The sequence below is a fragment of the Amycolatopsis acididurans genome, from assembly GCF_012328925.1.
In the GTDB taxonomy this organism is placed as follows: domain Bacteria; phylum Actinomycetota; class Actinomycetes; order Mycobacteriales; family Pseudonocardiaceae; genus Amycolatopsis_E; species Amycolatopsis_E acididurans.
In genome coordinates, this window is the sequence record NZ_JAAXLS010000058.1 from 1 (window position 1) to 24575 (window position 24575).

Annotated in this window: 26 protein-coding genes; 14 read left to right on the plus strand and 12 right to left on the minus strand. The window is 68.5% G+C overall.

Annotation, left to right across the window (positions count from 1 at the left end):
• Positions 1-393: ATP-binding cassette domain-containing protein (locus HFP15_RS37125; protein WP_168522371.1), on the minus strand; the 393-nt coding region annotated here is incomplete at its 3' end.
• Positions 394-597: 204 nt separating this feature from the next.
• On the opposite strand from HFP15_RS37125, the gene HFP15_RS37130 reads away from it, so the two are divergent.
• Positions 598-1506 carry an SDR family oxidoreductase gene (locus HFP15_RS37130; RefSeq protein ID WP_168522373.1) on the plus strand — a complete coding sequence of 303 codons (909 nt, stop codon included), beginning with the start codon at positions 598-600 and terminating at the stop codon, positions 1504-1506.
• Here HFP15_RS37130 and HFP15_RS37135 read toward each other — a convergent pair.
• Both HFP15_RS37135 and HFP15_RS37140 read right to left on the minus strand, forming a co-directional pair.
• Positions 1503-2159, minus strand: a complete 657-nt coding sequence (locus HFP15_RS37135) for a response regulator (RefSeq protein ID WP_168522375.1) — start codon at positions 2157-2159, stop codon at positions 1503-1505. The genes HFP15_RS37130 and HFP15_RS37135 overlap by 4 nt on opposite strands.
• Complete coding sequence (locus HFP15_RS37140) at positions 2156-3322, minus strand: sensor histidine kinase (protein WP_446680263.1); 1167 nt, start codon at positions 3320-3322, stop codon at positions 2156-2158. Before HFP15_RS37140 ends, HFP15_RS37135 begins: the two co-directional genes overlap by 4 nt.
• 135 nt (positions 3323-3457) lie before the next feature.
• On the opposite strand from HFP15_RS37140, the gene HFP15_RS37145 reads away from it, so the two are divergent.
• The 5 genes from HFP15_RS37145 to HFP15_RS37165 all read left to right on the plus strand — a co-directional run bounded on the left by HFP15_RS37145 (position 3458) and on the right by HFP15_RS37165 (position 10506).
• Entirely contained in the window at positions 3458-4993 is a 1536-nt protein-coding gene (locus tag HFP15_RS37145) for a dynamin family protein (RefSeq protein ID WP_168522377.1), read from the plus strand.
• 124 nt (positions 4994-5117) lie between these two features.
• Positions 5118-5507 carry a nucleotide exchange factor GrpE gene (locus tag HFP15_RS37150; protein ID WP_168522379.1) on the plus strand — a complete coding sequence of 130 codons (390 nt, stop codon included), beginning with the start codon at positions 5118-5120 and terminating at the stop codon, positions 5505-5507.
• Positions 5504-7339 (plus strand): dynamin family protein, encoded by a 1836-nt coding sequence (locus HFP15_RS37155; protein ID WP_168522381.1) that lies wholly within the window; start codon positions 5504-5506, stop codon positions 7337-7339. The genes HFP15_RS37150 and HFP15_RS37155 overlap by 4 nt, the downstream gene beginning before the upstream one ends.
• Before the next feature lie 87 nt (positions 7340-7426).
• Positions 7427-8122, plus strand: a complete 696-nt coding sequence (locus tag HFP15_RS37160; protein ID WP_168522383.1) for a DUF6802 family protein — start codon at positions 7427-7429, stop codon at positions 8120-8122.
• A 557-nt stretch (positions 8123-8679) separates the two neighbouring features.
• Positions 8680-10506: a phosphoenolpyruvate carboxykinase (GTP) gene (locus HFP15_RS37165; RefSeq protein WP_168522385.1), complete on the plus strand. Its 1827-nt coding sequence runs from the start codon at positions 8680-8682 to the stop codon at positions 10504-10506.
• Positions 10507-10604: 98 nt separating this feature from the next.
• Here HFP15_RS37165 and HFP15_RS37170 read toward each other — a convergent pair whose 3' ends face one another.
• The gene (locus HFP15_RS37170; RefSeq protein ID WP_168522387.1) at positions 10605-10862 is read right to left on the minus strand and encodes a helix-turn-helix domain-containing protein; all 258 of its coding nucleotides are present in this window, start codon (positions 10860-10862) and stop codon (positions 10605-10607) included.
• A 151-nt stretch (positions 10863-11013) separates the two neighbouring features.
• Here HFP15_RS37170 and HFP15_RS37175 point away from each other — a divergent pair, with 151 nt between their 5' ends.
• On the plus strand, positions 11014-11151 hold the full coding sequence (locus HFP15_RS37175; RefSeq protein WP_168522389.1) for a hypothetical protein: 138 nt from the start codon (positions 11014-11016) through the stop codon (positions 11149-11151).
• Here HFP15_RS37175 and HFP15_RS37180 read toward each other — a convergent pair.
• Positions 11148-12749, minus strand: coding sequence for an alpha/beta hydrolase (locus HFP15_RS37180; protein WP_168522391.1), 1602 nt, complete (start codon positions 12747-12749; stop codon positions 11148-11150). The genes HFP15_RS37175 and HFP15_RS37180 overlap by 4 nt on opposite strands.
• 184 nt (positions 12750-12933) lie before the next feature.
• Here HFP15_RS37180 and HFP15_RS37185 point away from each other — a divergent pair, with 184 nt between their 5' ends.
• The 3 genes from HFP15_RS37185 to HFP15_RS37195 are packed head-to-tail and all read left to right on the plus strand — an operon-like array spanning position 12934 to position 15476.
• Positions 12934-13212 carry a DUF3311 domain-containing protein gene (locus HFP15_RS37185; RefSeq protein WP_168522393.1) on the plus strand — a complete coding sequence of 93 codons (279 nt, stop codon included), beginning with the start codon at positions 12934-12936 and terminating at the stop codon, positions 13210-13212.
• Positions 13209-14888: a monocarboxylate uptake permease MctP gene (mctP, locus tag HFP15_RS37190; protein ID WP_312871932.1), complete on the plus strand. Its 1680-nt coding sequence runs from the start codon at positions 13209-13211 to the stop codon at positions 14886-14888. Before HFP15_RS37185 ends, mctP begins: the two co-directional genes overlap by 4 nt.
• A gap of 15 nt (positions 14889-14903) precedes the next feature.
• A complete protein-coding gene (locus tag HFP15_RS37195) occupies positions 14904-15476 on the plus strand; it encodes a peroxidase-related enzyme (RefSeq protein WP_168522395.1) in 573 nt (190 codons plus the stop codon).
• Here the strand turns inward: HFP15_RS37195 and HFP15_RS37200 are convergent.
• From HFP15_RS37200 to HFP15_RS37215, 4 genes are all read right to left on the minus strand, one after another.
• Complete coding sequence (locus HFP15_RS37200; protein ID WP_168522368.1) at positions 15449-15628, minus strand: hypothetical protein; 180 nt, start codon at positions 15626-15628, stop codon at positions 15449-15451. The two genes, HFP15_RS37195 and HFP15_RS37200, sit on opposite strands and share 28 nt — an antisense overlap.
• A gap of 2 nt (positions 15629-15630) precedes the next feature.
• The gene (locus HFP15_RS37205) at positions 15631-16554 is read right to left on the minus strand and encodes a bifunctional helix-turn-helix transcriptional regulator/GNAT family N-acetyltransferase (RefSeq protein ID WP_168522397.1); all 924 of its coding nucleotides are present in this window, start codon (positions 16552-16554) and stop codon (positions 15631-15633) included.
• 436 nt (positions 16555-16990) lie between these two features.
• Positions 16991-17140, minus strand: coding sequence for a hypothetical protein (locus HFP15_RS37210; RefSeq protein ID WP_168522399.1), 150 nt, complete (start codon positions 17138-17140; stop codon positions 16991-16993).
• 174 nt (positions 17141-17314) lie between these two features.
• Positions 17315-18511 carry an ATP-binding protein gene (locus HFP15_RS37215; RefSeq protein ID WP_168522401.1) on the minus strand — a complete coding sequence of 399 codons (1197 nt, stop codon included), beginning with the start codon at positions 18509-18511 and terminating at the stop codon, positions 17315-17317.
• A gap of 183 nt (positions 18512-18694) precedes the next feature.
• On the opposite strand from HFP15_RS37215, the gene HFP15_RS37220 reads away from it, so the two are divergent.
• Positions 18695-19189 carry a DoxX family protein gene (locus HFP15_RS37220; RefSeq protein ID WP_168522403.1) on the plus strand — a complete coding sequence of 165 codons (495 nt, stop codon included), beginning with the start codon at positions 18695-18697 and terminating at the stop codon, positions 19187-19189.
• 54 nt (positions 19190-19243) lie between these two features.
• Here the strand turns inward: HFP15_RS37220 and HFP15_RS37225 are convergent, their stop codons facing one another.
• Entirely contained in the window at positions 19244-20515 is a 1272-nt protein-coding gene (locus HFP15_RS37225) for an acetyl-CoA C-acetyltransferase (protein WP_168522405.1), read from the minus strand.
• Between the two features lie 93 nt (positions 20516-20608).
• Between HFP15_RS37225 and HFP15_RS37230 the strand changes: the two genes are divergently transcribed.
• On the plus strand, positions 20609-21952 hold the full coding sequence (locus HFP15_RS37230; RefSeq protein WP_168522407.1) for a 3-oxoacyl-ACP reductase: 1344 nt from the start codon (positions 20609-20611) through the stop codon (positions 21950-21952).
• Positions 21952-22827 carry a MaoC/PaaZ C-terminal domain-containing protein gene (locus HFP15_RS37235; RefSeq protein WP_168522441.1) on the plus strand — a complete coding sequence of 292 codons (876 nt, stop codon included), beginning with the start codon at positions 21952-21954 and terminating at the stop codon, positions 22825-22827. The genes HFP15_RS37230 and HFP15_RS37235 overlap by 1 nt, the downstream gene beginning before the upstream one ends.
• Here the strand turns inward: HFP15_RS37235 and HFP15_RS37240 are convergent.
• Entirely contained in the window at positions 22784-23440 is a 657-nt protein-coding gene (locus tag HFP15_RS37240) for a TetR/AcrR family transcriptional regulator (protein WP_168522409.1), read from the minus strand. The two genes, HFP15_RS37235 and HFP15_RS37240, sit on opposite strands and share 44 nt — an antisense overlap.
• A 35-nt stretch (positions 23441-23475) precedes the next feature.
• On the opposite strand from HFP15_RS37240, the gene HFP15_RS37245 reads away from it, so the two are divergent.
• Entirely contained in the window at positions 23476-24036 is a 561-nt protein-coding gene (locus tag HFP15_RS37245) for an SCP2 sterol-binding domain-containing protein (protein ID WP_312871933.1), read from the plus strand.
• Here HFP15_RS37245 and HFP15_RS37250 read toward each other — a convergent pair.
• The gene (locus HFP15_RS37250; RefSeq protein ID WP_168522411.1) at positions 24033-24467 is read right to left on the minus strand and encodes an FxsA family protein; all 435 of its coding nucleotides are present in this window, start codon (positions 24465-24467) and stop codon (positions 24033-24035) included. The two genes, HFP15_RS37245 and HFP15_RS37250, sit on opposite strands and share 4 nt — an antisense overlap.
• Between the last annotated feature and the right edge of the window lie 108 nt (positions 24468-24575).

Here is a 24575-nt window from a genome sequence, read left to right on the forward strand (position 1 = left end):
GCCCAGCGAGAACCCGCCCGCCCGCTTGCCCGCGACCCCGGACAGACCGACGGTCTCGAGCACCTCGTCCACCCTGCGCACCGGGATCTTGTTGGACTTGGCCATCCACAGCAGGTGCGCCCGCGCGGACCGGTTCGGGTGCACCCACTTCGCGTCGAGCAGCGCGCCGACCGTGCGCAGCGGATGCTTCAGCTCGCGATAGTGCTTGCCGCCGATGCGGACCTGACCCGAAGTCGGGTTGTCCAGCGCGAGAATCATGCGCATCGTGGTGGACTTCCCGGCCCCGTTCGGGCCGAGAAAACCGGTGACCTGTCCGGGTTCGACGCTGAAGGACAGGTCGTCGACGGCAAGCGTCCTGCCGTATCTCTTGGTGAGGCCGATTGCCTCGATCATGACTTGCTCCCCTGGTCAAAGCCTGTCGATTACCCCTGATGACTTCATCTTTTCGGAAAAGGCGTCCCGGCGCGTCATCCTGTGGGTCGAACTTGGTACCCGACTGCGGTAGTAGCTTCTCGTGCCCGCCGGCACGGCGCGATCCGTGATGACCCTGAATCGCCCCTGAGCTTTTTGTCGGGGGTCCGGGGTAGCTTGCCGGATATGACTGACTTGAACGGCAAGGTCGCCGTGGTCACCGGGGCGACGAGAGGGTGCGGCAGAGCCATCGCGGTGGAGCTCGGCGCGCGCGGCGCCACCGTGTACTGCGCCGGGCGCACCACGAGGCGGTCGGGTTCACCGATGGCGCGTCCGGAAACCATCGAGGACACCGCGGAGCTGGTCACCGCCGCGGGCGGGCACGGCCTCGCGGTGCGCTGCGACTTCACCGAGCCATCCGATGTGGACAGTTTGCGGGACAGCGTCGGCGACCGGGTGGACATCCTGATCGACGACGTGTGGGGCGGGGACCGCTTCATCGAATGGGACGTCCCGTACTGGGAGTCCAGCCTCGACGGTGCGCTGGCCCAGGTGCACAACGCCCTGGACACGCATCTGATCGCGCTGCACCGGTTACTGCCGCTGGTCGTGTCCAGGCCCGGTGGACTGGTGATCGAGGTGACCGACGGCGATACCGATGTTTACGCCGGGCCCACCATTCCCTATTACCTCGCCAAGAGTGGAGTCCGCGCGATCGGCCGCGCACTCGGGGCGGAGCTGGCGAAGTACGAATGCACCGGACTCACCGTCACGCCGGGATTCCTGCGCTCGGAAATGATGCTCGACCTGTTCGAGGTCACCGAGGACACGTGGCGGGACGCGGTGGGCAAGAAGGCACCGGCCGATTTCGTCGTATCGGAAACGCCGCACTACCTCGGGCGTGGCGTCGCGGCGCTGGCCGCCGATCCGGAGGTCTCGCGTTTCGCGGGCAAGACGCTGGCCTCGTGGACGCTCATGCACACCTACGGCTTCGCCGATCTCGACGGCACCCGGCCGGATTGGGGCCGGTGGCTGAAGGAGGTGCGCGAGGCCGGCATCGAACCCGAGCAGGCCGATCCGGCGTTGTTCCGTTAACCGAGGCCGGGCCGGATGAGGCCGGTTTCGTAGGCGAGCACGACGCCCTGCACGCGGTCGCGCAGTCCGAGCTTGGCCAGTATGCGGCCGACGTGTGTCTTCACCGTGGCCTCGGACAGGAACAGCTTTTCGGCAATCTCCACGTTGGACAGTCCCTTGCCGATCAGCACCAGCACTTCGCGCTCGCGGTCGGTCAGCACCTCCAGGGTGGACGCGTCGCGCAGGGGTCCGCCGCCCGCGCTGACGAACCGGTCCAGCAGGCGGCGCGTCACCGACGGCGACACCACGGCCTCACCGCTTGCCACCGCGTGCAGTGCGGACACCAGATGGGCGGGCGGGGTGTCCTTGAGCAGGAACCCGCTGGCCCCGCCGCGCAGCGCCGCGTACACGTACTCGTCCAGGTCGAAGGTCGTCATCACGAGCACGCGCGACGTGCCTGCGTCCACGATGCGTTTGGTCGCCTCCACCCCGTCGAGCACGGGCATGCGCACGTCCATCAGCACCACGTCCGGCCGCAGCTCCCCGGCCAGCCGCACCGCCTCGGCGCCGTCCCCGGCCTCGCCCACCAGGTCGATGTCGTCCTGCGCACCCAGCACCATGCGGAAACCGGCGCGCATCAGCTCCTGGTCATCGACCACGACCACACGGATCATGGCGCCAACCTAACGGGCAGGCTCGCGTGCACCCGCCAGCCACCGCCGGGCGCCGGGCCGACGTCGAGCGAACCGCCGTAGAGGGTGGCGCGTTCGCGCATCCCGATCACCCCGTTGCCGCCGGGCAGCGAATGGGCCTCGGGCACGAGCGCTCGTGCCTTGCCCGCCCCGTCGTCGGTGATTTCGACGTCGACCCGCTCGTCGGACCGGCGCACCCGCACCAGCGCCCGCGCGCCCGGCCCCGCGTGCTTGAGCGTGTTGGTCAGCGATTCCTGCACGATCCGGTACACCCCCAGCGACACCCCCGTCGGCAGCCCGGTCAGCCCGCCCTCGATCTCCAACCGCACCGGCACCCCCGCCTCGCGGACCCGTTGTGCCAGCTCGCCGAGCGATTCCGCGCCCGGCTGTGGGATGCGCGGGCCGTCGGTGGGCTGTTCGTTGCGCAGCACCTCCAGCAGCCGCCGCAGCTCCGCCAGCGCCTCCCGGCCGGTGTGGGAGATCGTCTGGACGGCTCGTTCGGCAAGGTCGGGATCGGAGCGCAGGGCGTAGGAGGCGCCATCGGCCTGCACCACGATCACGCTGACCGCGTGCGCGACGACGTCGTGCAGTTCGCGTGCGATCCGGCCGCGTTCCTCGGCGACCGCGATCCGGCTCGCCTGGTCGCGTTCGGTCTCCAGCAGGTGCAGCCGCGCCTCGACCTCGGCGTGATAGGCCTGCCTCGCGCCCATGAACTCGCCGAGCACCCAGCAGAACGCGAAGGTCAGCCCCACCACGATCGAGAACACCAGGCTCGACTGGCCCTGCGAGTTCAGCACGAAGGAAACGACGCCCGACGCGATCTGCGCGCACAGGTAATAGAGCGCCTGGCGGCGTCCCACGTACATCACGAGCGTGTACAGCAGCACCGCCGCGGTGGTCAGGCTCCCGAAGCCGATCTGCAGTGTGCCGTGCACGAACCCGATGACCAGCACGACGTAGGCGACCGCCAGCGGATATCTGCGCCGGAACACCAGCGGTGCGGTCATCGCGATGTCCATCGGAACGATGACGTACCACGGTTTGCCCGGGCCGGACGAGGCCGCCTCGGCGACGTACAGCATCAGGTCGAGGACCAGGAACAACAGTGCGATGAGGCTGTCGCCCACCATCGGGTGGGCCCGCATCCACAGACTCAGTCGCCGCACCCGGCCACCCTAGGTCGGCACCACGCGACCGCGCGTCATCCGGCGGGACCACCTTGCCTGGGACCGTGGCATGAGGCGTGGCAGTATTCGGACCAGCTACAGGGAGGGGGCGACGTGACGGACCCGGGCCGGCTCACGGGGCCCCTTTCGGTGGCGGTGGCCAACCTCTGCCGCAGGCTGCAACCGCAGGTCTCGGCGCGTACGGCGGCCGGGTTCGCCGAGGTCGTCCGGAGGCTGTCCGCGCCGTTGCAGGTCGCCGTCGCCGGCCGGATCAAATCGGGCAAGTCCACGCTGGTGAACGCGTTGATCGGGCGCCGGGTCGCGCCCACCGACGTCGGCGAGTGCACCCGCCTGGTGACCCGGTTCCAGTACGGCACCGTGGACCGCATCGAGGTCGTGTTCACCACCGGCCGCAAGCAGGTGCTGCCGTTCGCACCGGACGGCATGATTCCCGCCGAGCTGGGCGTGGACATCGCCGAGGTGTCGCACATCGAGGCGTATCTGACCAACGCGGTGTTGCAGGACATGACGGTGATCGACACACCCGGGCTCGGTTCGCTGGACGCCGCGTCGGTGTCGCGGACCGAGCAGCTGCTCGGCGCCGCGAGCCAGGACGAGGGTTCCGACGAACTGGACGAGACCTCCCGCAACGCGGTCGCCGGCGCGGAGGCCGTGCTCTACGTCGTGACGCAGGGCGTGCGCGCGGACGACCAGCAGGCGCTGGCGGCGTTCACCGCGGCGACCGCGAGCCGCGAGGCCGGGCCGGTGAACGCGATCGCCGTGCTGAACAAGGCCGACACCGTCGCGCCCGAATCGGTGCGCGGCGCGGGCGATGATGTGTGGAAGGCGGCGACGCTGCTGGCCGAGAAACAGGCCGCGCTGCTGAAGCCGAGGGTCGCCGACGTGCTACCGGTCATCGGCCTCGTCGCCGAGTCCGCCGAATCGGGCGGCTTCACCTCCGCCGACGCCGAAGCGCTCCGCCAGCTGTCCACAGTGGACGAAGCCACGCTGGAGACCATGTTGATGGCGGCGGACATCTTCACCAGCTGGGAGTGCGACGTACCGACGGGCACCCGGCTGCGCCTGCTGGAACGCCTTGACCTGTACGGCATCCGCTGCGCGATCGACGCGATCCACGCGGATCCGGAGATCACCGCGGGCGCGCTGCGCCGCATCCTGCTGGAGTCCTCGGGGCTGGCCGCGGTACGCTCCCGGCTGAACGTGGTCTTCGCCGCGCGCGCGGACGGGATCAAGGCCGCGGCGGCACTCGCGTCGGTCACCGCACTGGCGCACGCCTCCGGCGACCCGGCCGAACGCCAGCGCGTGCACGACGCGATCGAGGTGCTGCTGGCCAAACCGGAGGCGCACCAGTTGCGGGTGCTGGAGGCGCTGACGCTGGTGGTGGCCGGTGCCGTGGACATGCCGGAGGACCTTGCCGAGGAGGTCCTCCGCGTCGGCAGCAATGCCGACATCGCCGCGCAACTCGGCATGCCGGGCAGCGACCGGCAGGAACTCGCCGCGCACGCGCTGGAGCGCGCCGGCTGGTGGCGCTCGTTCGCGTCCTTCGGCGCGACGCCCGCGCAGAGCCGCGTGGCACACGTGGTGCACCGCGCGTACTTCCTGATCTGGCAGCAGCTGCGGGCCCAGTGAACCACCCGGATTGGGCGAAACGCTCCGCCACGATGGGCCACGCGATAACGTCAACCCGTGAAGCGACAGCGGCGCGAGAACCGGGGGTGTAGGCGTGCCTTCATGGTTTCGCAGGGAGCCTGACGTGACCGCGGACGATCCGACCGGGCAGATCTCCGCCGCGCTGATCAAGGAGATCGACGGAACCGGCACGTCGGAAGACGATGTGAAAGCCGTGCTGGACCGGGCGTTGGCCGACCGCCAGGCGCTCATTCAGCTCTGTCTCTACGCACTCGACCGCGCCCGCAGCGGCGGCGTCGTGGAACGCCTCGAACAGGGTCTCGCCAGTGTCGGGGTCACCGCGGTGCGTCCCGACGGCCAGCGGTTCGACCCGTCCGTGCACGAGGCGGGCGGCGCCGTCGAGACCGACGACCCAGCCCTGGACGGCACGGTCGCCGAAACCGAGGTGGCCGGGTTCACCGATCACGACAAGCTCCTGCGCGCCCCGATCGTCACGGTGTACCAGAAACGATGACCGCCGCCTCGCTCAGCGCACTGCCCGCCCAGGTCAAGCAGGCCCGCGAAGGCCTGCTCGACCTGCTGCGCGACAACGATCCGCAGGCCGCCAAATGGGTCGAGGACATCCGCCGCGCCCGGCCCGGCAAACCGTCCGTGGTGGTGGTCGGTGAGACCAACCGCGGCAAGAGTTCCCTGGTCAACGCCCTGCTCGCGACACCGGGCCTGTCCCCCGTCGACGCCGACGTGGCCACCGCCGCGTACCTGGTGTTCGACCACGGCCCCGAGTGGGCGGCCCAGGCCTGCTACCCCGGCCAGCTCGCCCCCGTCGGCATCCCGCTGGACGAGCTCACCCGCTGGGTCTCGGCCGCGCACGACTTTCCCGCAGGCCAGCTCCCGCCCCGCTACGTCGAGGTGACCGGGCCGGTGCCGATCCTCGAACGCGTGTCCGTTGTGGACACTCCCGGCGTCGGAGGGCTCAACTCCGCGCACGGTGACCTGGCGATGGAGGCCGCGGCGAACGCCACCGCGCTGCTGTTCGTGGTCGACGCGTCCGCCCCGTTCACCTCCGGCGAGCTGGACTTCCTGCGCCAGATGGGCGACCGCGTCGAGACCGTGGTGTTCGCACTGTCCAAAACCGACCAGTTCCGCGGCTGGCGCGAGGTACTGGCGGCCAACCGGGAACTGCTCGCCGAGCACGCGCCCCGCTTCGCCGACGCGCCGTTTCATCCGGTGTCGGCGCGGCTGTTCGAGATGGCCGGCCGCGCGCCCAGCGACCAGGCCGCCGCCGTGCTGCGCGAGCGGTCCGGGATCGGCGAGCTGCAGACCGTGCTGCAGGAACTGCTCGTCGGCCGCTCCGCCATGCTCGGCGAGGCCAACACCCTGCGCGCGCTGTCCTCGGCACTCGGCGAACGGCACGCACTGCTCAAGGCCGAGCAGCGCGCCCTGTCCTCGGGTGAGGCCGAGGCCGACGCCCTGCGCACCCGGCGCGACCAGCTCTCCGCCGAACGCCGCTCCTCGACCAGGGGCTGGCAGCTCAAGCTGCGCGGCGAGATCCAGCGGGCCAGGGTCGACCTCGGGCACGAGTCGAGCAGGCAGATGCGCGACGCCCAGTCCCATTTCCGGCAGCAGATCGACGCCGCGAAGCGCGAGCAGTTGCACGAGCTGCCGCAACAGGTCGACGCGGCGCTGCAGATGATCTCCCAGCGGGTGTCCTCGACGATGGCGCACCGGCTCAACCGCGTCACCGACGTCGCGCTCGCCGAGTTGTTCTCGCGCGACGAGCTCGACGTGATCCGGGCTCAGTTCCTGCGTGCCGGCGGGCCGCAGGTGGTGCTGCGCCCGCCCGACAAACGGCCGCCGACGCCGGAGGACAAGCTGCTGGTGTTCATGGGCGTCTCCGGCGGCGTCGGTGCGGGCAAGATCGCCGCACTGCCGCTGGCCGGCGTCGCTCTGCTGAACCCGGTGGTACTGCCTGCGACGATCGTCATCGGGCTCGGCGCGGGCTGGTGGATGGCGCGCACACGCAGGCACGCGGCGGACAAGCAGCACATGAAGCAGTGGCTCGTCGAGTCGATCGCGGACGCGCGCTCGACGCTGGACCAGCTCGTCGCCGAGCAGCTCATCGAGGCCGAACAGCAGCTCTCCCTCGCACTCGACGAGGCGCTGAGCCGCCGCATCGACGCGATCGAGGCCGAGCTGAAAGAAGTCGACAAGGCGATAAAGATGGATGCGCAGGAGCGCAACCGCTCCCTGGCCGAACTGACCCGCAGGATCAGGGAGGTCGGCGACGCCAGGGACAAGGCGGAGAACCTGCTCAAACGCATTCGCGGGCTGCGTGACCAGCGCTGAACCATCCGGTTGTGTCCGGGAACCGAACCGGAATACGGTGAGTCCAAGTGCGAGATCAAAGACCTCGAGAAGCGGGAGAACCGGGCCGTGTGGATCGACGATACTGGCGGTGCTGAATCACCCGAGGGCGGACACGACGGCGAGATGGAGATCTCGGTCGAAGGACAGACCTACTCCGCCGAGGAGAACCTGGACATCGACCACGACGGGCACAACGACGCGGTCCGCCTCGACAACGCCGACGGCACGATCACCGCCTACGTCGACAGCGACCACGACGGGCACGCCGACCAGTACCTGCACACCGACGCCGAGGGCAACGTCGTCGAGTCGGCACGGTTCGACTCCTCCACCGGCGAGTGGGTGGCCGACGGGGGTTCGGACACCACGCACCACGGCGGGGACGAGCAGACCGGCAGGCAGGGTGACATCACCGCGGACATGCAGGGCGGCACCGTCGACCTGGGGCACGCCACGATCGACAGCAACTCCGACGGCACGGCCGACACCGCGGTGGTGACCGACCAGGACGGCAACACCCGCATGTTCACCGACGTGGACGGCGACGGCAAGGCGGACGTGCAGACGATCATCACGCCCGACGGCGAATCGCACACCTACGAGCACACCGGTCCCGGCCAGTGGACCGAGACCAACGCCAACGGCGTGGCCGCGGACGTCCCCGCCGACAGCGACCAGTTGTGGGGCGGCGGCCGGGACACCGTCGTCGAAGGCGTCGCGAAGATCGACTCCATCACCGGGCAGTGGATCTCGCAGAACTGAAACCGGATATTTCGGTCGCTTCGCGCAGGGAACCGCGTTGACCTGATCGTGTGCGCCCCCGCGTTGGCGCAACCGCCGGATCTCGACCCCGTCATGGCCGAATTCACCCGGGGCCCCGGCCAGCAGCCCCGAGCCATCCGCTCCGGCGAAAAAAGCCCTCGGACCTGGGGACCTTTGGCCCTGGTGCCTGGTGGAAACGGCACCCGGAGCGGCCCGTGTGGCGACCTCGGGGGCGGGTGCGCCGATCGTCCGCGAGGTCGTGAAACCCGTGCCGTGATCGGGTTGTTGGTATCGGCGAGATCACGGCCTAACCGGAAACCTTTCTCCGCTAGGCCGGTTCAGCGATATCTGAATCGATTCCCTGATCGTTCTTGTGAGAGAACCGACAGCTCAGCTCTCGGTTACCTGCCGTCCATACGGCTAACCTCAAGGAATCCCAATTTCGAGCACGCCGGTCGCCAGCCGGCGCGCGAAGCCATTCGGTCGCCGGCGATGGAGCCCGCTCCCGGACAGCCGCGTCCGGTTGCGGGCTCCTCCCGTCGAAGTCAGGAGAAGGAATGACTGCAGTAGCCATCCCGGGACTGGACAAGGCGCCGACCTCGCACAGCGGTGTGCTTGCGTGGGTGCGGGAAATCGCCGAACTGACCACTCCCGACCGAGTGGTGTGGTGTGACGGCTCCGAGGAAGAGGCCGCGCGGATCAATTCCGAACTCATCGAAGCGGGCACGTTCGTGCAGCTCGACAAGAAGCTGAACTCGTTCTGGGCCGCATCGGACCCGAGCGACGTCGCGCGCGTCGAGGAGCGCACGTTCATCTGCTCCGAGAAGGAGGAGGACGCCGGGCCCACCAACAACTGGATGCACCCGGACGAGATGAAGGCCACCCTGACCGAGCTCTACCGGGGCTGCATGCGTGGTCGCACGATGTACGTCATCCCGTTCTGCATGGGCCCGCTCGGCGACGACAACCCCAAGCTCGGCATCGAGGTCACCGACTTCGCCTACGTGGTCGCCTCGATGCGCACGATGACCCGCATGGGGGCCGCGGCGCTGGAGAAGTTCGTGAAGGAGGACGGCACCGAGCGCGAGTTCGTGCCCGCCCTGCACTCCGTCGGCAAGCCGCTGGAGCCGGGCGAGCAGGACGTCGCGTGGCCGTGCAACGACACGAAGTACATCTCGCACTTCCCGGAGTCCCGCACGATCTGGAGCTACGGCTCGGGCTACGGCGGCAACTCCCTGCTCGGCAAGAAGTGCTACTCGCTGCGCATCGCCTCGGTGATGGCTCGCGACGAGGGCTGGCTCGCCGAGCACATGCTGATCCTCAAGCTGATCTCGCCGGAGAACAAGGCCTACTACGTGGCGGCCGCGTTCCCGAGCGCCTGCGGAAAGACCAACCTCGCGATGCTGCAGCCGACCGTTCCCGGCTGGCGGGCCGAGACCATCGGTGACGACATCGCGTGGATGCGGTTCGGCGAGGACGGCAGGCTTTACGCGATCAACCCGGAGTTCGGCCTGTTCGGCGTCGCCCCCGGCACCGGCGTGAAGACCAACCCGGTCGCGATGAAGACCATCGACAAGGGCAACACGGTCTTCACCAACGTCGCGCTGACCGACGACGGCGACGTCTGGTGGGAGGGCATGACCAAGCAGGCGCCCGAGCACCTGACCGACTGGAAGGGCAACGACTGGACGCCGGAGTCCGACGTGCCGGCCGCGCACCCGAACTCGCGGTTCTGCACGCCGATCGCCCAGGTGCCGACGCTCGCGCCGGAATGGGACGACCCGAAGGGCGTGCCGATCTCGGCGATCCTGTTCGGTGGCCGCCGCGCCACCACGGTCCCGCTGGTGACCGAGGCCCGCGACTGGCAGCACGGCGTGTTCATGGGCGCCACCATGTCGTCGGAGAAGACCGCGGCCGCGGCGGGCAAGGTCGGCGAGGTGCGCCGCGACCCGATGGCGATGCTGCCGTTCCTCGGCTACCACGCGGGTGCCTACTTCCAGCACTGGCTGGACACCGGCAAGAACGCCGACGCCGCGAAGCTGCCGAAGATCTTCTACGTCAACTGGTTCCGCCGCGGTGACGACAAGCGGTTCCTGTGGCCGGGCTTCGGCGAGAACTCGCGGGTCCTGAAGTGGATCGTCGAGCGTCTCGAGGGCAAGGCCGGTGCCGTCGAGACCCCGGTGGGCCTGGTCCCGCGCGCCGAGGACCTCGACCTCGACGGCATCACCGAGCCGCTCGAGGACGTCCAGGAGTCGCTCGCGGTCAAGGCCGACGAGTGGCGCCAGGAGATCCCGCTGATCGAGGAGTGGTTCGCCAAGATCGGCGACCGCGTGCCCACCTCGCTGCACGACGAGCTGGACGCGCTGAAGTCGCGTCTGGGCTGAGTGTTCCGACCCGCGAGGGCCACCGTCGGAAACCCGATGGTGGCCCTCGCGGCGTTTCGCGTGGGCGCTGAACTACGAGACCGAGGCGAACGCCCCGGTCATCGCAGTGTTGCGCTGACCGGCACCGCCGCGCGGAGGGACTCCAGCGGCAGGCCCACCGCGTCGGCCACCGCGACCACCGTGAAGAACGCCGGGGTGGGGATACGCCCGGTCTCGATCTTGCGCAGGGTTTCCACCGAGATGCCGGCCTCGGCGGCCACCTCCCCCATGCTCCGGCTTCCCCGGGCCTCGCGGAGGACGGCGCCGAGCCGCTCACCGCGTTCACGTTCGGCTTCGGTCAGCGGCACTCGCACCATGTCCACAGTTTAGTGCGCGAATTCTCCACAGCTTGTGGACAACCCTGTGCACAGCCTGTGGACGGGTGTGGAAGCCGAGACCGGAACGAGATTCGGCAATCGGCAACGCCCTGCATGATCGACACGTCTCAGTGAGGCAGGGAGGTGGGAAATGGTGCTCGCAGGTGCGGCGATGTTCGTGCTGGCACTGGGTTACCTGGTGCTCGCCGTGATGTCCGGCAGCTTCGGAAACGACGAGGGCCCCGCCGAGCCGGAACTCGACAGGGCCCTCGAAGAGGTCGTCAGCTAGGCGCCTTTGGGAACCGGCAGCGGCATGCCGGGCAGGCTCTGGTCGTTGGGCACGATCCCGTCGACGAGGTAGTCCTCCACAACCTTGTCCACCGCCGCGTTGCCACCGGCGTAGATGCCGTGGTCACCCTCGCCGGTCACCGTGATCATCCGGGAGTTCTGGAACGCCTTGTGCGCGCGCTCGGCGCCCTCGATCGGGGTGGCCGGGTCGTGCGTGGCCTGGACCATCAGCACCGGCGGCACCCCGGCCCCGTTCATCACCGGCAGCGGCTCCGGCTGGTTCTTCCAGAAGATGCACGGCTGGATCAGCCAGCCCCAGCCCAGCAGCGGGTACTTCGGGCCCAGCTCGTCGGACTGCTTGATGGCGGTCTGCTTGTCGCCGACCCACGGCCCCTCGTTGCAGGGGATCGTCCAGAAGCTGGCGTTGTAGGCGTCGTCGTAGTCGCTCGGCACGACCAGCGGCTGCGGGCCGATCGCCTTCTCCGCCGCCTTGCTGGCGGAGAGCTTCTCCTTCGCGCTCGCCTGCTGCTCGGCGGGCGCGTTCTGGGTCAGCGTCCGCACGTCCACCAGGAACTGCGCCAGTTCGGGGAAGGACTTCTTGCTGTAGAGCTCCGAGGAGATCAGCGAATCCAGCTCGTTCGCCGACAGCTTGGTGCCCTCGATGTCGACCGGGTTCTTCGACAGCGCGTAGCGCACGTTCTCGTAGGTCTGGCGGGCGTCCTCACCGGTGGCGCCGTAGTGGTAGAGGTTGTCGTACTGCGCCATCCACGGCAGGAAGTCCTCGCGCCACCGGCGCTCGAAGCCCATCGGCTGCCAGTCGAAGGACTTCTGCCAGGTGGTGGTGAACTCGGTGTTGGAGTCGAGCACGAAATGCTCCGCGCGGTCCGGGAAGGCCTGCGCGTAGTGCGCGCCCAGCCACGTGCCCGCCGAGTAGCCGACCCAGTTGACCTTCTGCCTGCCCAGCAGCACCCGCAGCAGGTCCAGGTCGTGCACGGTCTCGTTGGTGTTGATGTACGGACCGAGATCGCCCGATTTCACCTGGCACGACTCGGCCGCGTACTTCGTCGCGTCCTCGATCAGGTTCAGGTTGTCGTGGCTGCGGTCGCGCGGGTCCAGCGTGCTGCCGGTGCCGATCGCGCCGCCGCAGGTGATGTTCGTGCTCTTCCCGGTGCCGCGCGGGTCGAAGCCGACGATCTCCTGGTGCTCGCGCAGCTTCGGCTGGTTGCGCAGCCGCGCCGGGAACAGCCTGCCCGGCGCACCGGGGCCGCCGGGGTTGACCAGCACGCTGGCCGTGGCGTCGCCGGTGGCCTTCAGCCTGCTGACCGCGATCGTGAGGTCGATCTTGTCGCCGGGCCGGGACCAGTCGCGAGGGGTGTTGTAGGTGGCGCATTCGATGCCCTCGGCGCCCTGCGGCGGGGTCTGCCCGGACAGCTCGTCCGGCGTGCAGGTGTGCCAGTTCAGCACCTGGTTCGCGTACCGGTCGGGGATGCCGGTCGAGTTCAGCGGTTCCCCGGTCGGTTGCGCGAAGGCCGCCGTGTTCGCCGCCAGCAGGGTGCCGGCCAGTGCCGGGATCACCACCGCATAGCGCAGTCGCCTCATGTCCGCCCCTTAGTCACGTGTCGAAGTCGTTTGGTCACTTGTCGCGGTCGATCATTAGTAACCGGAGTAGCCGACCTCGGCAACCTGCGTAAGTCGGGCGTTTTGCTGATCGAATCGATATCTCAGACGGGCGCGACGGGGACTAAGGTTCGTCAGGCACAAAGTACGTCCAAGCGAGGTTCCAATGTCTGGCAAAGCCGCCGGGAGGGTGAGCGGGCTGATCTTCAGCCCGTGGAATCTCTTCCTGCTCGTCCCGCTGCTGATGTTGATCACGCCGTGGTTCAACTTCGACAAGCCGAGGTTGCTCGGACTGCCGTTCTTCTACTGGTATCAGTTCCTCTTCGTGATCGTCGGCGTGGTCTGTGTGGCCATCGTGTACGTCGCGACCAGGGACAAGCCGGTGGTCAAGGGCAAGCCTGACCTGCTGGCGGTCGAAGAACTGGACGAAGGTGAGGACAAGTGAAGACACTCGCGCTGGCACCGGGAAGTGGCCTGGAGTGGACTCAACTGTCCATCTTCATCGTCCTGTTCCTGGTCATCACCGTGCTGGGCTTCCTTGCCGCACGCTGGAAGGCCGCGGCGTCGCTGGACCATCTGGACGAATGGGGTCTCGGCGGGCGCAAGTTCGGCGCGTGGATCACGTGGTTCCTGGTCGGCGGTGACCTCTACACCGCTTACACGTTCGTGGCCGTGCCCGCCTTGGTCTTCGGTGCCGGCGCGCTCGGCTTCTACGCGCTGCCGTACACGGTCATTCTCTACCCGATCGTGTTCCTCCCGGCGCTGCGCATGTGGTCGGTTTCGCGGTCGCGGGGCTACGTCACGCCCGCCGACTTCGTGCGTGGCCGCTACGGCTCGCCGACGCTGGCGCTGCTGATCGCACTCACCGGCATCGTCGCGACGATGCCCTACATCGCGCTGCAGCTCGTCGGTCTCGAGGCCGTGCTGCGCACGATGGGCCTCAACGGCGGCGGCATCGTCGGCCACCTGCCGCTCCTGGTCGCGTTCATCATCCTGGCGCTCTACACCTACCAGTCGGGTCTGCGCGCCCCGGCGCTGATCGCGTTCGTCAAGGACGGCCTGATCTACGTCGTGATCCTGGTCGCCGTGTTCTACCTGCCCGCGAAGCTGGGCGGCTGGTCGCACATCTTCGACGTGAGCGCGCAGAACCTGGCGCAACCGAGCCCCAGCACGGGCAAGCCGAAGGGGTCGATCGTCCTGACGGCGACCAACCAGCTGCAGTACGTGACGCTGGCGCTGGGTTCGGCGCTGGCGCTGTTCCTGTACCCGCACTCGGTGACCGGCGTGCTCGCCTCGCGCGGCCGGAAGGTGATCAAGCGGAACATGATGGCGCTGCCGGCGTACTCGTTCCTGCTCGGCCTGCTGGCCCTGCTCGGCTACGTCGCGATCGCGGGTGGGGTCAAGCCGATCACCAACGCGGCGACCGGCAATGCGGACTCGAACACGATCGTGCCCGTGCTGTTCGACCTGAAGTTCCCGTCGTGGTTCGCGGGCATCGCGTTCGCCGCGATCGGTATCGGCGCACTGGTGCCCGCGGCGATCATGTCGATCGCCGCGGCGAACCTGTGGACCCGCAACATCTACAAGGAGTATCTGAGGCGGGACGCCACGCCCCGGCAGGAGGCGAAGCAGGCCAAGATCGCCTCGCTGGTGGTGAAGTTCGGTGCGGTCGCGTTCATCCTGTTCATCGATCCGCAGTTCTCGATCGACCTGCAGCTCATCGGCGGTGTGCTGATCCTGCAGACGTTGCCCGCGGTGGCGATCGCGCTGTACACGCGCTGGTTCCACCGCATCGGCCTGATCGCGGGCTGGGTCGTGGGCATGGCGTGGGGCGTGTACATGCTGTACACGATCCCGAACCCGGCGACCAAGCACCTGCACTTCGGCGGTTCGGCCCTGCCGGTGGGCAACCTGTCGCTCTTCGGCTGGCACCCCTTCGCCGGGTCCACGGTCCAGATCTACCCCGGTTTCGTGGCGCTGGTCGCGAACCTGGTGGTGGCCGTGATCGTCACCGTGATCGCGCGGGCGTTCAAGGTGTTCAACGGCCTCGACGAGACCGAGGGCACGGACTACCACGCCGACGAGCACGACAAGGATCTGCGCCCGATCGGTGTGCACTGATCTAGTCTCGGAACCATGAGTGAGGTGAGCCGCTTCCCGGTCGTGGAGCTCGACGAGCTGCCGGACGATCTCCGCGACCGGGTCGGCGCGATCGCGGAGAAGTCCGGGTTCGTGCCGAACATCTTCCGTGCGCTCGGGCACCGGCCCGCGGAGCTGCGGGCGTTCCTCGACTATCACGACGCGTTGATGGAGCGCCCCGGCGGGCTGACGAAGGCGGAGCGTGAGCTGGTCGTCGTCGCCACGTCCGGGGCGAACCACTGCACGTACTGCGTGGTGGCGCACGGCGCGATCCTGCGGATCAGGGCGAAGGACCCGGAGCTGGCGGACCGGGTGTCGAGCAACCCGTGGCAGGTGGAACTGGACAAGCGGGGCCGCGCGATCGTGGATCTCGCGCTCGCCCTCGCGCACGATTCGCACCTGTTCGGCGAGGGCGATCTGGAGGTCGCCCGCGCGGCGGGGCTGACCGAGGACGAGATCTGGGACGTCGGATCGATCACGGCGTTGTTCGCGATGTCGAACCGGCTGGCCCATCTGACCGCGCTGCGCCCGAACCCGGAGTTCTACGGGATGGGCCGGCAGACGCGGTAGAACGCCGCTCCGGTCAGCAGCACCGCCGGATGCCCCTGCGGGCAGTGCCCGCTGACCGAGATCACGCCGGGCGCGAGGTTGTGCACCCACTCGACCTCGTCGAGGCCCATGAGGGTCCGCCGATCGCAGGTCGGGCAGTACACGACGACCATCGCTACAACTCGCGTCGCCAGGTCTCGCCGACCAGGTCGTGGCCGTAGTGCCGCGCGGGCTCGCGCTCGACGATCTCGAAACCGGCCTTGCGGTAGATGCCGCGCGCGGCTTCCAGCACGTTGTAGGTTTCCAGCTCCATCGCGCGGTATCCGGCCGCCCGCGCGAACTCGATGCATTCGGAGACGAGCCGTTTGCCGACGCCTCGGCCGCGGGCGCGGGGTTCGAGCAGCAGCAGCCGCAGCTGGGCGGTCTTGTCGTCGCGGCCGCGGGAACACGCGACCGACCCGGCCCGCTCGCCGTCGAGTTCGGCGATCCACGTCGCCTTGTGTGGTTCGTCGCCGGTGACGTAGTCGGCGATGATCCGCGCGACCCGTGCCTCGAACGTCGCGTCCCAGCCGTATTCCTGCGCGTAGAGCGCCCCGTGCCGCTGCACGATCCAGCCGAAGTCGCCAGCCCGCGGAGGACGCAGCACGACCGGCGACGGTTCGGGCTCGCCGAACATGCCGGTGATGGCGCGCATCGAGCCGAGCAGGCGGCGCTGATCCTCGTCGCTCAGTGGGCGGAGTAGGTCGCTGATCTGGTCGATCGTGCGTTGTTCGAGGGAATGCTGGGCCTCGCGGCCGCTGTCGGTGAGGCGGATGACCTGGCGCCGCGCGTCGCTGGCGGATTTCTCGCGGACGAGCAGCCCGCGTCCTTCGAGGCGGCTGAGGAGGCGACTGGCGTACCCGGCGTCGAGCCCGAGTCGGCTACGCAGCTCGGTCACCTCCGTGACCCCTTGCTGCTCCAGCTCGTACAGCACCCGGGCCTCGCTCAGCGGGTAGGACGTCCCGACGAGCCCCTCGTCGAGGGCCCCGATGACCCCGGTGTAGAGCCGGTTGAACGCCCTGACCTGGGCGACTCGCTCCACCAGCACCTGATCCTGCAACGTTGACCACCCCAACCATTCCGTTGACGCAGTCAAAGAATAGCCCCGGAAGAACACGCGGCGTCAAGTCTTTTGGGTGTTTTGGGGGGAAGAGATGTCCTCGCCTGCCAGTTGGAGATATCACGTAGCCCCAGGCCCGCAAGCACAAGCGAGCGACGCGAGCGACGCGAGCCCGCCAGCGAATGCTGGTCCAACGACAACGCACCCAGCTCACCAAGGCTGAGGAGCTCGCACCGTGGGGGTGTGGGGGGTCGCCCCCCACTACAAAGAAAGGCCCCCGGGAAGACGCAAAGCGTCGAACAGGGGGAACCTTGGAAACCCCGTGATGCTGCCAGGTCGGGGGTCCGCCAGCATCACGGGGTCGTAATGGGTATCGCCGGTTTCCTTCTCGGCGTTACACCGTAGCCATCTTGTGGCTTAGGTCACTGTATCCGCGTCAGCGCGTGTGCGCCTGGCGGGCCTGCGCGATGGCGATCAGCTCCTGCCGCATCGTGACGGTGGCCGCGGTGTCGATCGCGTGGTTGATCGCGCGGCGAGTGCGGGCCTGGGCCCGGCGGGCGCGGAGTTTGGCGGCGATGTTCGTCATCGGGTGCTGCATCCCTCTCTTGTTCGAGTACCTCCAGTATGCGCCTTCTTTCACAAGCGGTCCCATGATCATTCGGTGACATGGCACACGTGCCGATGAATCGTCGGATCCGAGGCCATATTGCGGACGATGTTGATATCTAGCCGAAATACTAGAAATGCGTAGAGAACCCGATCAGTCGTCGGTGCGGCCGAGCAGGTAATGCCCGAAGTGCGGCACGGTGAAGGCGATGAGTCCGCGTTCGGCGGAGTACACCAGGCCCTTCTTCATCAGGCTGTCGCGCGCCGGGGACAGCGAGGAGGGCTTGCGGCCGAGGTACACGGCGATGTCCGAGGTGCCGGCGCCCTCGTCGCGGCCCTGCGTCAGCTCTGCCATCGCCAGCAGGTACTCGCGTTCGGCCGGGGTTGCTCGTTCGTAGCGGGAGCCGAAGAAGCCGACGGCGAGTTCCTGTTCGGCCTCCGGGGCGGCGACCTGTACGTCCTTCACGGTGATCGGATCCGCGGGCGCGGCGTCCCAGGCGGATTTGGCGTAGGCCTGGATGAAGTAGGGGTAGCCGCCCGAGGCGTCGAACAGCGCGTCGAGCGCTTCCTCCGCGATCCCCGCCTCCTCGCGTTCGATGGGGGCGAGCACGGCCCGGTCGGCGTCGCCGCGGTCGAGGCGGTCGATGCGGGCGTAACGGAAAAGCCGTTCGGAGTAGGACTTCGACGCCGACAGTACGGCGGGCACATGTGGCAGCCCGGCGCCGACCACCACGAGCGGGGCGCCGGACTGGGACAGTTCGTGGCAGGCGGCGCACAGCGCGGACACGTCCGGCGCCTTGAGGTCCTGCATCTCGTCGATCAGCAGCACCGCGCCGGTGCCGACGTCCGCGGCCAGTTCGGCGACGTCGGTGAACAGCTCGACCAGGTCGATCTCGATGTCCCCGGAGTCGGCGCGGCCCTGCGCGGCAGGCACGTCGATGCCTGGCTGCCAGCGGTCGCGCAGTTTCGCGTCCGACTTGTTGGCCCGCAGCGCGAAAGCCTTGAGCACCGCGAGCACTTCCTCGACCCGGTCCGGCGCGCGATGCCGGACAGCGAGATCGCGGACGGCGCGATGCAGCGCCGCGGAGAGCGGACGGCGGAGTTCGGCGTCGGGCCGGGCCTCGATCTTGCCCGCGCCCCAACCGTGCCGGACCGCCATCGAACGCAGCTCGCCGAGCAGGACGGTCTTGCCGACCCCGCGCAGCCCGGTCAGCACGAGGCTGCGTTCCGGCCGCCCGCGTGCGACCCGTTGGAGCACCACCTCGAAGGCCTGGAGCTCACGTTCCCGGCCGGCCAGTTCGGGTGGACGCTGCCCTGCACCCGGCGCGAAGGGGTTGCGGATGGGGTCCATCCTAGGACGGTATCGGCCTTTCTAGTGCTGACCTGATATTTGCCCAGAAACCACTACCAGCGTGTCGCTACAAGTGTCTATGTCTTTCTAGTTTTCGTGCTAGAAAACGTTAGATCTTTGAAGACCGCGTTTTGTGGGTACTTTCCCTGGTGACAAGCCCGACCACCTAGGAAGGCGAGGACCGTGATCTTGCGTCGACTGGCCCGTCCCCTGCTCGCGTCGATCTTCATCTACGGCGGGATCGGTGCGCTGAAGCAGACCGAATATCACGCCCAGGCCGCGAAACCACTGATCGACAAGACGGTCGGCAAGCAGCAGGCGAAGCTGCCGGATGCGGTGCCGACGGATGCGGAGACCCTGGTCCGCATCGACGCGGCGGTGAAGATCGTCGCGGGTTCGATGTTCGCCTTCGGCAAGATGCCGCGGCTGTCGGCCATCGCCCTGATCGGCAGCCTGGTCCCGACAAGCGTCGCCGGCCACCCGTTCTGGGAAGCGAAAGACGAGGGCGAGAAGCAGCAGCAACTCATCCACTTCCTGAAGAACGCCGGCCTGGCGGGCGGCCTGCTGATCGCCGCCGCGGACACCGAAGGCAAGCCGAGCCTGGGCTGGCGAGCCCGCCGGGCCGCGAAGCAGGCGGGCAAGCAGGTGGAAGCGGCGAAGGACAAGCTGCCGGGCTGAGTGAGCGTCCGCGCGCCGCTCGCCGCGTGAGGCAGGCGAGCGGCGCGCGAAGGCCTACTTCTCCAGGATCGCGGTGATGCCCTGCCCACCGGCCGCGCAGATGGAGATCAGTCCGCGGCCGGAGCCCTTCTCGTCCAGGAGCTTCGCCAGGGTGGCCACGATGCGACCGCCGGTCGCGGCGAACGGGTGGCCCGCCGCGAGCGAGGATCCGTTGACATTGAGCTTCGACCGGTCGATCGAACCGAGCGGCGTGTCGAGGCCGAGCTTCTCCTTGGCGAAGTCCGGGTCCTCCCAAGCCTTCAGCGTGGCCAGCACCTGCGAGGCGAACGCTTCGTGGATCTCGTAGAAGTCGAAGTCCTGCAAGGACAATCCGGCCTGCGCGAGCATCCGGGGCACCGCATAGGTGGGCGCCATCAGCAGCCCCTCGCGGCCGTGCACGTAGTCGACCGCGGCCGTCTGCGAGAACGTCAGGTACGCCAGCACCGGCAGCTTCCGCGCCTTGGCCCACTCCTCACTGGCCAGCAGCACCGTCGACGCGCCGTCCGACAGCGGCGTGGAGTTGCCCGCCGTCATCGTGCCGGACTGGCCGCCGAACGCCGGCTTCAGCTTCGCCAGCTTCTCCGCCGTCGAGTCCGCGCGCAGGTTCTGGTCGCGGGTGAGCTTCAGGAACGGCGTCATCAGATCGTCGAAGAACCCGCGCTCGTACGCGGCCGCCAGACGCTGGTGGCTGGTGGCGGCCAGCTCGTCCTGCGCCGCACGCGTGATCTCCCACTCCTTGGCCGTGACGGCCGCGTGCTCGCCCATCGACAGGCCCGTGCGCGGCTCCGCGTTGCGCGGGATCTCCGGCACGATCTGTCCCGGCCGCAGCTTCGTCAGCAGCTTCAATCGGTCGCCGAGCGACTTGGCCGCGTTGATGCGCACCAGGACCCGGCGCAGGTCGTCGTTCACGGCCAGCGGCGCGTCGGAGGTGGTGTCCACCCCGCCCGCGATGGCCGAGTCGATCTGCCCGAGCGCGATCTTGTTGGCCACGTTGACGATCGCCTGCAGACCGGTGCCGCAGGCCATCTGCACGTCCGACGCGGGCGTCTCCGGCGCGAGCCTGCTGCCGAGCACACATTCGCGCGCCAGGTTGAAATCGCGCGCGTGCTTGAGCACCGCGCCGGCGGCCAGCTCGCCGATCCGCTCGCCCTGCAGCGAGAACCGGCTGACCAGGCCGTCGATCGCGGCCGTGAGCATGTCCTGGTTCGACGCGCTGGCGTAGGGACCGTTCGACCGCGCGAACGGGATGCGGTTGCCGCCGATGATGGCGACCCTGCGGACGTCCATGAGGGTTTCCTCCCGCTCAGGTGGTGGAACTCAATCCAGAGTGTAACCTACTCGCGAGTAGGTTAGGCTTGTGAGCGACACAAGGAGGGCGTGATGGCCGACCGGTATCAACAGTTCACCAAGACCCCCGTGGGGAAGTTCCTGGTGCCCAAGCTCGGCCTGCCGAACCCCGTCACGCTGCGCCGCTACCGCCCCGGCCAGCCCGCTCTCGATGGTCCCGCACTTCTGGGCGCCGCGCCCGGTGGGCGACTCGAAAAGGTGGTGCGCACGCAGCTGGCCGACGCCGGGATCGAGGTGCTCACCAGCGAGGTCCCCGACCAGCGCTACGGCGCGCTCGTCTTCGACGCCACCGGCATCACCGATCCGGCCCAGCTGCGTGAGATGTACGCGTTCTTCCACCCGGTGATCCGCAAGGTCGGCGCGTGCGGACGGGTCGTCGTGCTGGGCACGCCGCCGGAGAAGCTCGACGGCAAGGAGCGCATCGCGCAGCGGGCACTCGAGGGTTTCGTGCGTTCGGTGGGCAAGGAACTCAAGCGCGGCGCGACCGCCCAGCTGGTCTACGTCGCCTCCGGCGCCGAGGAGGCGGCCGAGTCGACGCTGCGCTTCGTGCTGTCCGCGAAGTCGGCGTTCGTCGACGCGCAGGTGATCCGGGTCGGCACCGAGGGCATCCCCGACGTGCCGAAGCCGGCGAGCTGGGAGAAGCCGCTGGAGGGCAAGGTCGCGCTGGTCACCGGCGCCTCCCGGGGCATCGGCGCGGCTATCGCCGAGGTCTTCGCCCGCGACGGCGCGCACGTGGTGGTCCTCGACATTCCCGCGCAGGGCGGTGAGCTGTCCGAGGTCGCCAACAAGATCGGCGGTTCGGCCCTGCAGCTCGACATCACCGCCGAGGACGCGCCGCAGAAACTCGCGACCTATCTCTCCGAACGGCACGGCGGCGTCGACGTCGTCGTGCACAACGCCGGTATCACCCGAGACAAGACCCTCGGCAACCTCAAGCAGGCGGGCTGGGACGCGGTGCTCACCGTCAACCTCGTCGCGCAGCTCGCGATCAACGACAAGCTGCTGAAGGACAAGGTGCTCAACAAGAACGGGCGCATCATCGGCGTCTCTTCGATCGCCGGGATCGCGGGCAACGTCGGCCAGACCAACTACGCCACCAGCAAGGCGGGCGTGATCGGCATGGTCAACGACACCGCACCGAAGGCCGCCAAGTACGGCGCGACGATCAACGCGGTCGCGCCGGGCTTCATCGAGACGAAGATGACCGCCGCGGTGCCGCTGTTCATCCGCGAGGCCGGGCGGCGGCTGTCCAGCCTCGGGCAAGGCGGCCTTCCGGTGGACGTCGCGGAAACCATTGCCTGGTACGCGAATCCGGCCTCCGCTGCGGTCAACGGCAACGTGGTCCGCGTGTGCGGGCAGGCTCTGCTGGGGGCGTGATGTCGACGACGAAGGAACTGCACGCGGCGCCGAAACTGGCACCGCTGTACGCCAAGGCGCTGCTGCCCCAGAGCGGTGGCGCCAAGGAGCTGCCGGACACCGAGTACCTGCGCACCGGAATCGGGATCGACCCGGCGCATCTGGCCGCCTACAACCAGGTCTGCGGCTTCCGGCTCTCCGACGAGCTGCCCGCGACCTATCCGCACATGCTCGCGTTCCCGTTGCAGATGGCGCTGATGACGCAGCAGGACTTCCCGTTCCCGTTGCTGGGCATGGTGCACGTCGCGAACCGGATCACCACACACCGGCCGGTGCGGCTCGGCGACACCTTCTCGATGCGGGTGCGCGCGGAAAACCTGCGTCCGCACGAAAAGGGCCGCCAGTTCGACGTCGTCAGCGAACTGTCCATTTCGGACGACGTGGTGTGGTCGGAGGTGTCGACGTACCTGCGCAGGGGTGGCGGCAGCGGGGAATCCAAGCCGGGCAGGCAACTGGCCGCGCCGTCGCCGAACGCGATCTGGCGGGTACCCGAGGACATCGGCCGCCGCTACGCCGAGGTCTCCGGCGACCGCAACCCGATCCACCTGCACCCGCTGACCGCGAAGCTGTTCGGGTTCCCGTCGGCGATCGCGCACGGCATGTGGACGAAGGCCCGCGCGCTGGCGGCGTTCGAAGGCAGACTGCCCGAGACGCCCTACACCGTGGACGTGCGGTTCAAACTGCCGGTGCTGCTGCCGGCGAAGGTCGCGTTCACGTCGTGGCAGACGGAAACCGGCTGGGCCTTCGAGCTGTGGAACGCGAAGAAACCCAAGCCGCACCTGGAGGGCACGATCAGCTCGACGGCCGCCACACCTGGCCCTCGACGAGGTCGTTGAACCCCAGCCAGACGAGGTTCATCAGCCAGGAGGCCACCACACCATCGGACACGTCGGAATGGTCCAGCCACCAGTCCGCCAGCGATTCGGCGGCGCCCACCAGCGCGACGGCCAGGGCGGGCCCGGAGAACTCGGCGAGTTCGCCGAGCCCTTTCTTCGTGCCCGCGGTGACGACGAGCGCGGCGACCATGTCGATCGCCTTGCTGCGCAACAGGTTGATCTCCCCCGCGAACTGCCCGCCGACGGTGAGTGCCTGCCGGTGCAACACCGTCCACGAGTCGCGATACTCGGCGACGAAGCGGTAGAACGCGCGCAGCCCGTGCCACAACTGCATGTCCGGCGGCAGTTCGGAGCGCACGCCGAGGCGCACGGCCTCCAGCAGGCGGTTGGCCTCGCGCCGGATGCACTTGGCGAACAGGTCCTCTTTGGCCCCGAGGTAGGAGTAGATCATCGGCTTGGACACCCCGGCGACGTCGGACACCTCGTCCATCGACGCCGAGTGGTAACCGTGCCGGGAAAAGACTTCCACCGCCGCGTCGAGGATCTGCCGCTCACGGACTGCTCGTGGCAGGCGCCGTGATCGCGGGGGTGGGGGCTGCACTTCGTCGGTCACACGGAAACGCTACCTCACCGGGTAGAATCCGATTCGTGTCTTCGGAAGTCATCGACGCACTGGCGCGCCGACTCGACCTGGCGAAACTGAGCGCCGACCAGTTCGTCAGGGTGCTCGAAACGTTGCATATGCTGGGCACCGCCGAGGCCGGCGTGGAATTGCGCGGACTGTCCACGGAGACGCTCGTCTACGTGGTCGCGAAGGCGTCGAAGGAGCAGCTCAGGGCGCTCGCGGCGCATCCGGAGCTGCGCCGGGTGTTTCTCGAGGAGATATTCCGCCGGATGTCGGACCATTTCCTTCCGGAAAAGGCGCGATACGCGACCTGCGTGGTCAACTGGCGCTTTACCGGCGGGGATGGCGACGACGGTTTCGACCGTTTCCAGACAGTGATCGAAGGCGGATTGTGCGTATCCGGTGTGGACCTCGGCCGTGATCCAGATACCACAATCACCGTGGCCGCGGAGGATTTTTTCCGAATCGCGACCGGAAACGCGGCGGTGGCGACGATGTTCGTGACCGGCAAGGTCAAGGTCAAGGGCGAGTACGCCCCCGCCGTGCGGCTTTCCAGCTACTTCGACATCCCGAAGCCCGCTTAGCGGCCCTCGATCACCGGGTGGCTCTTGTCGTCCGGCACGACCTCGCTGTCCACCACGATCACGCGGCTCTGGCCCGCCATCGCCATGCGGCGCTCCGCGCGGCGCACCCACGCGCGCCGGATCACGCCTCGCGTCGGCGGCAGCAGCATGAGCAGCCCCGCGATGTCACTGAGGAACCCGGGCACCATGATCAGCAGCCCGCCGAGCCCGATCAGCATGCCGTCGGTGACCTCGTTGACCGGCGAGCGGCCGGACCGCGCGGTGGTCATGAAAGCGCGCGCCGCGCGGGCGCCCTCGCGCCTGGCCAGCCACGAACCGAGAAACGCGCCGGCGACGAGCAGCCCGAGCGTGCCCAGAACACCGACGGCCGAGCTCACCGCCCAGACGGCGGCCACCTCGGCAACCACATAGAGCAGGATCACCACAGCCATACCCATACAACGCGTGATCTTGGCAATTTGCTCCCGGGCGGCCCGCGGGCGGCTGATGTCATCGCCCGTGGTGGTGCGGTATGTCCTGATCGGCGCGCTGGTGGCGAC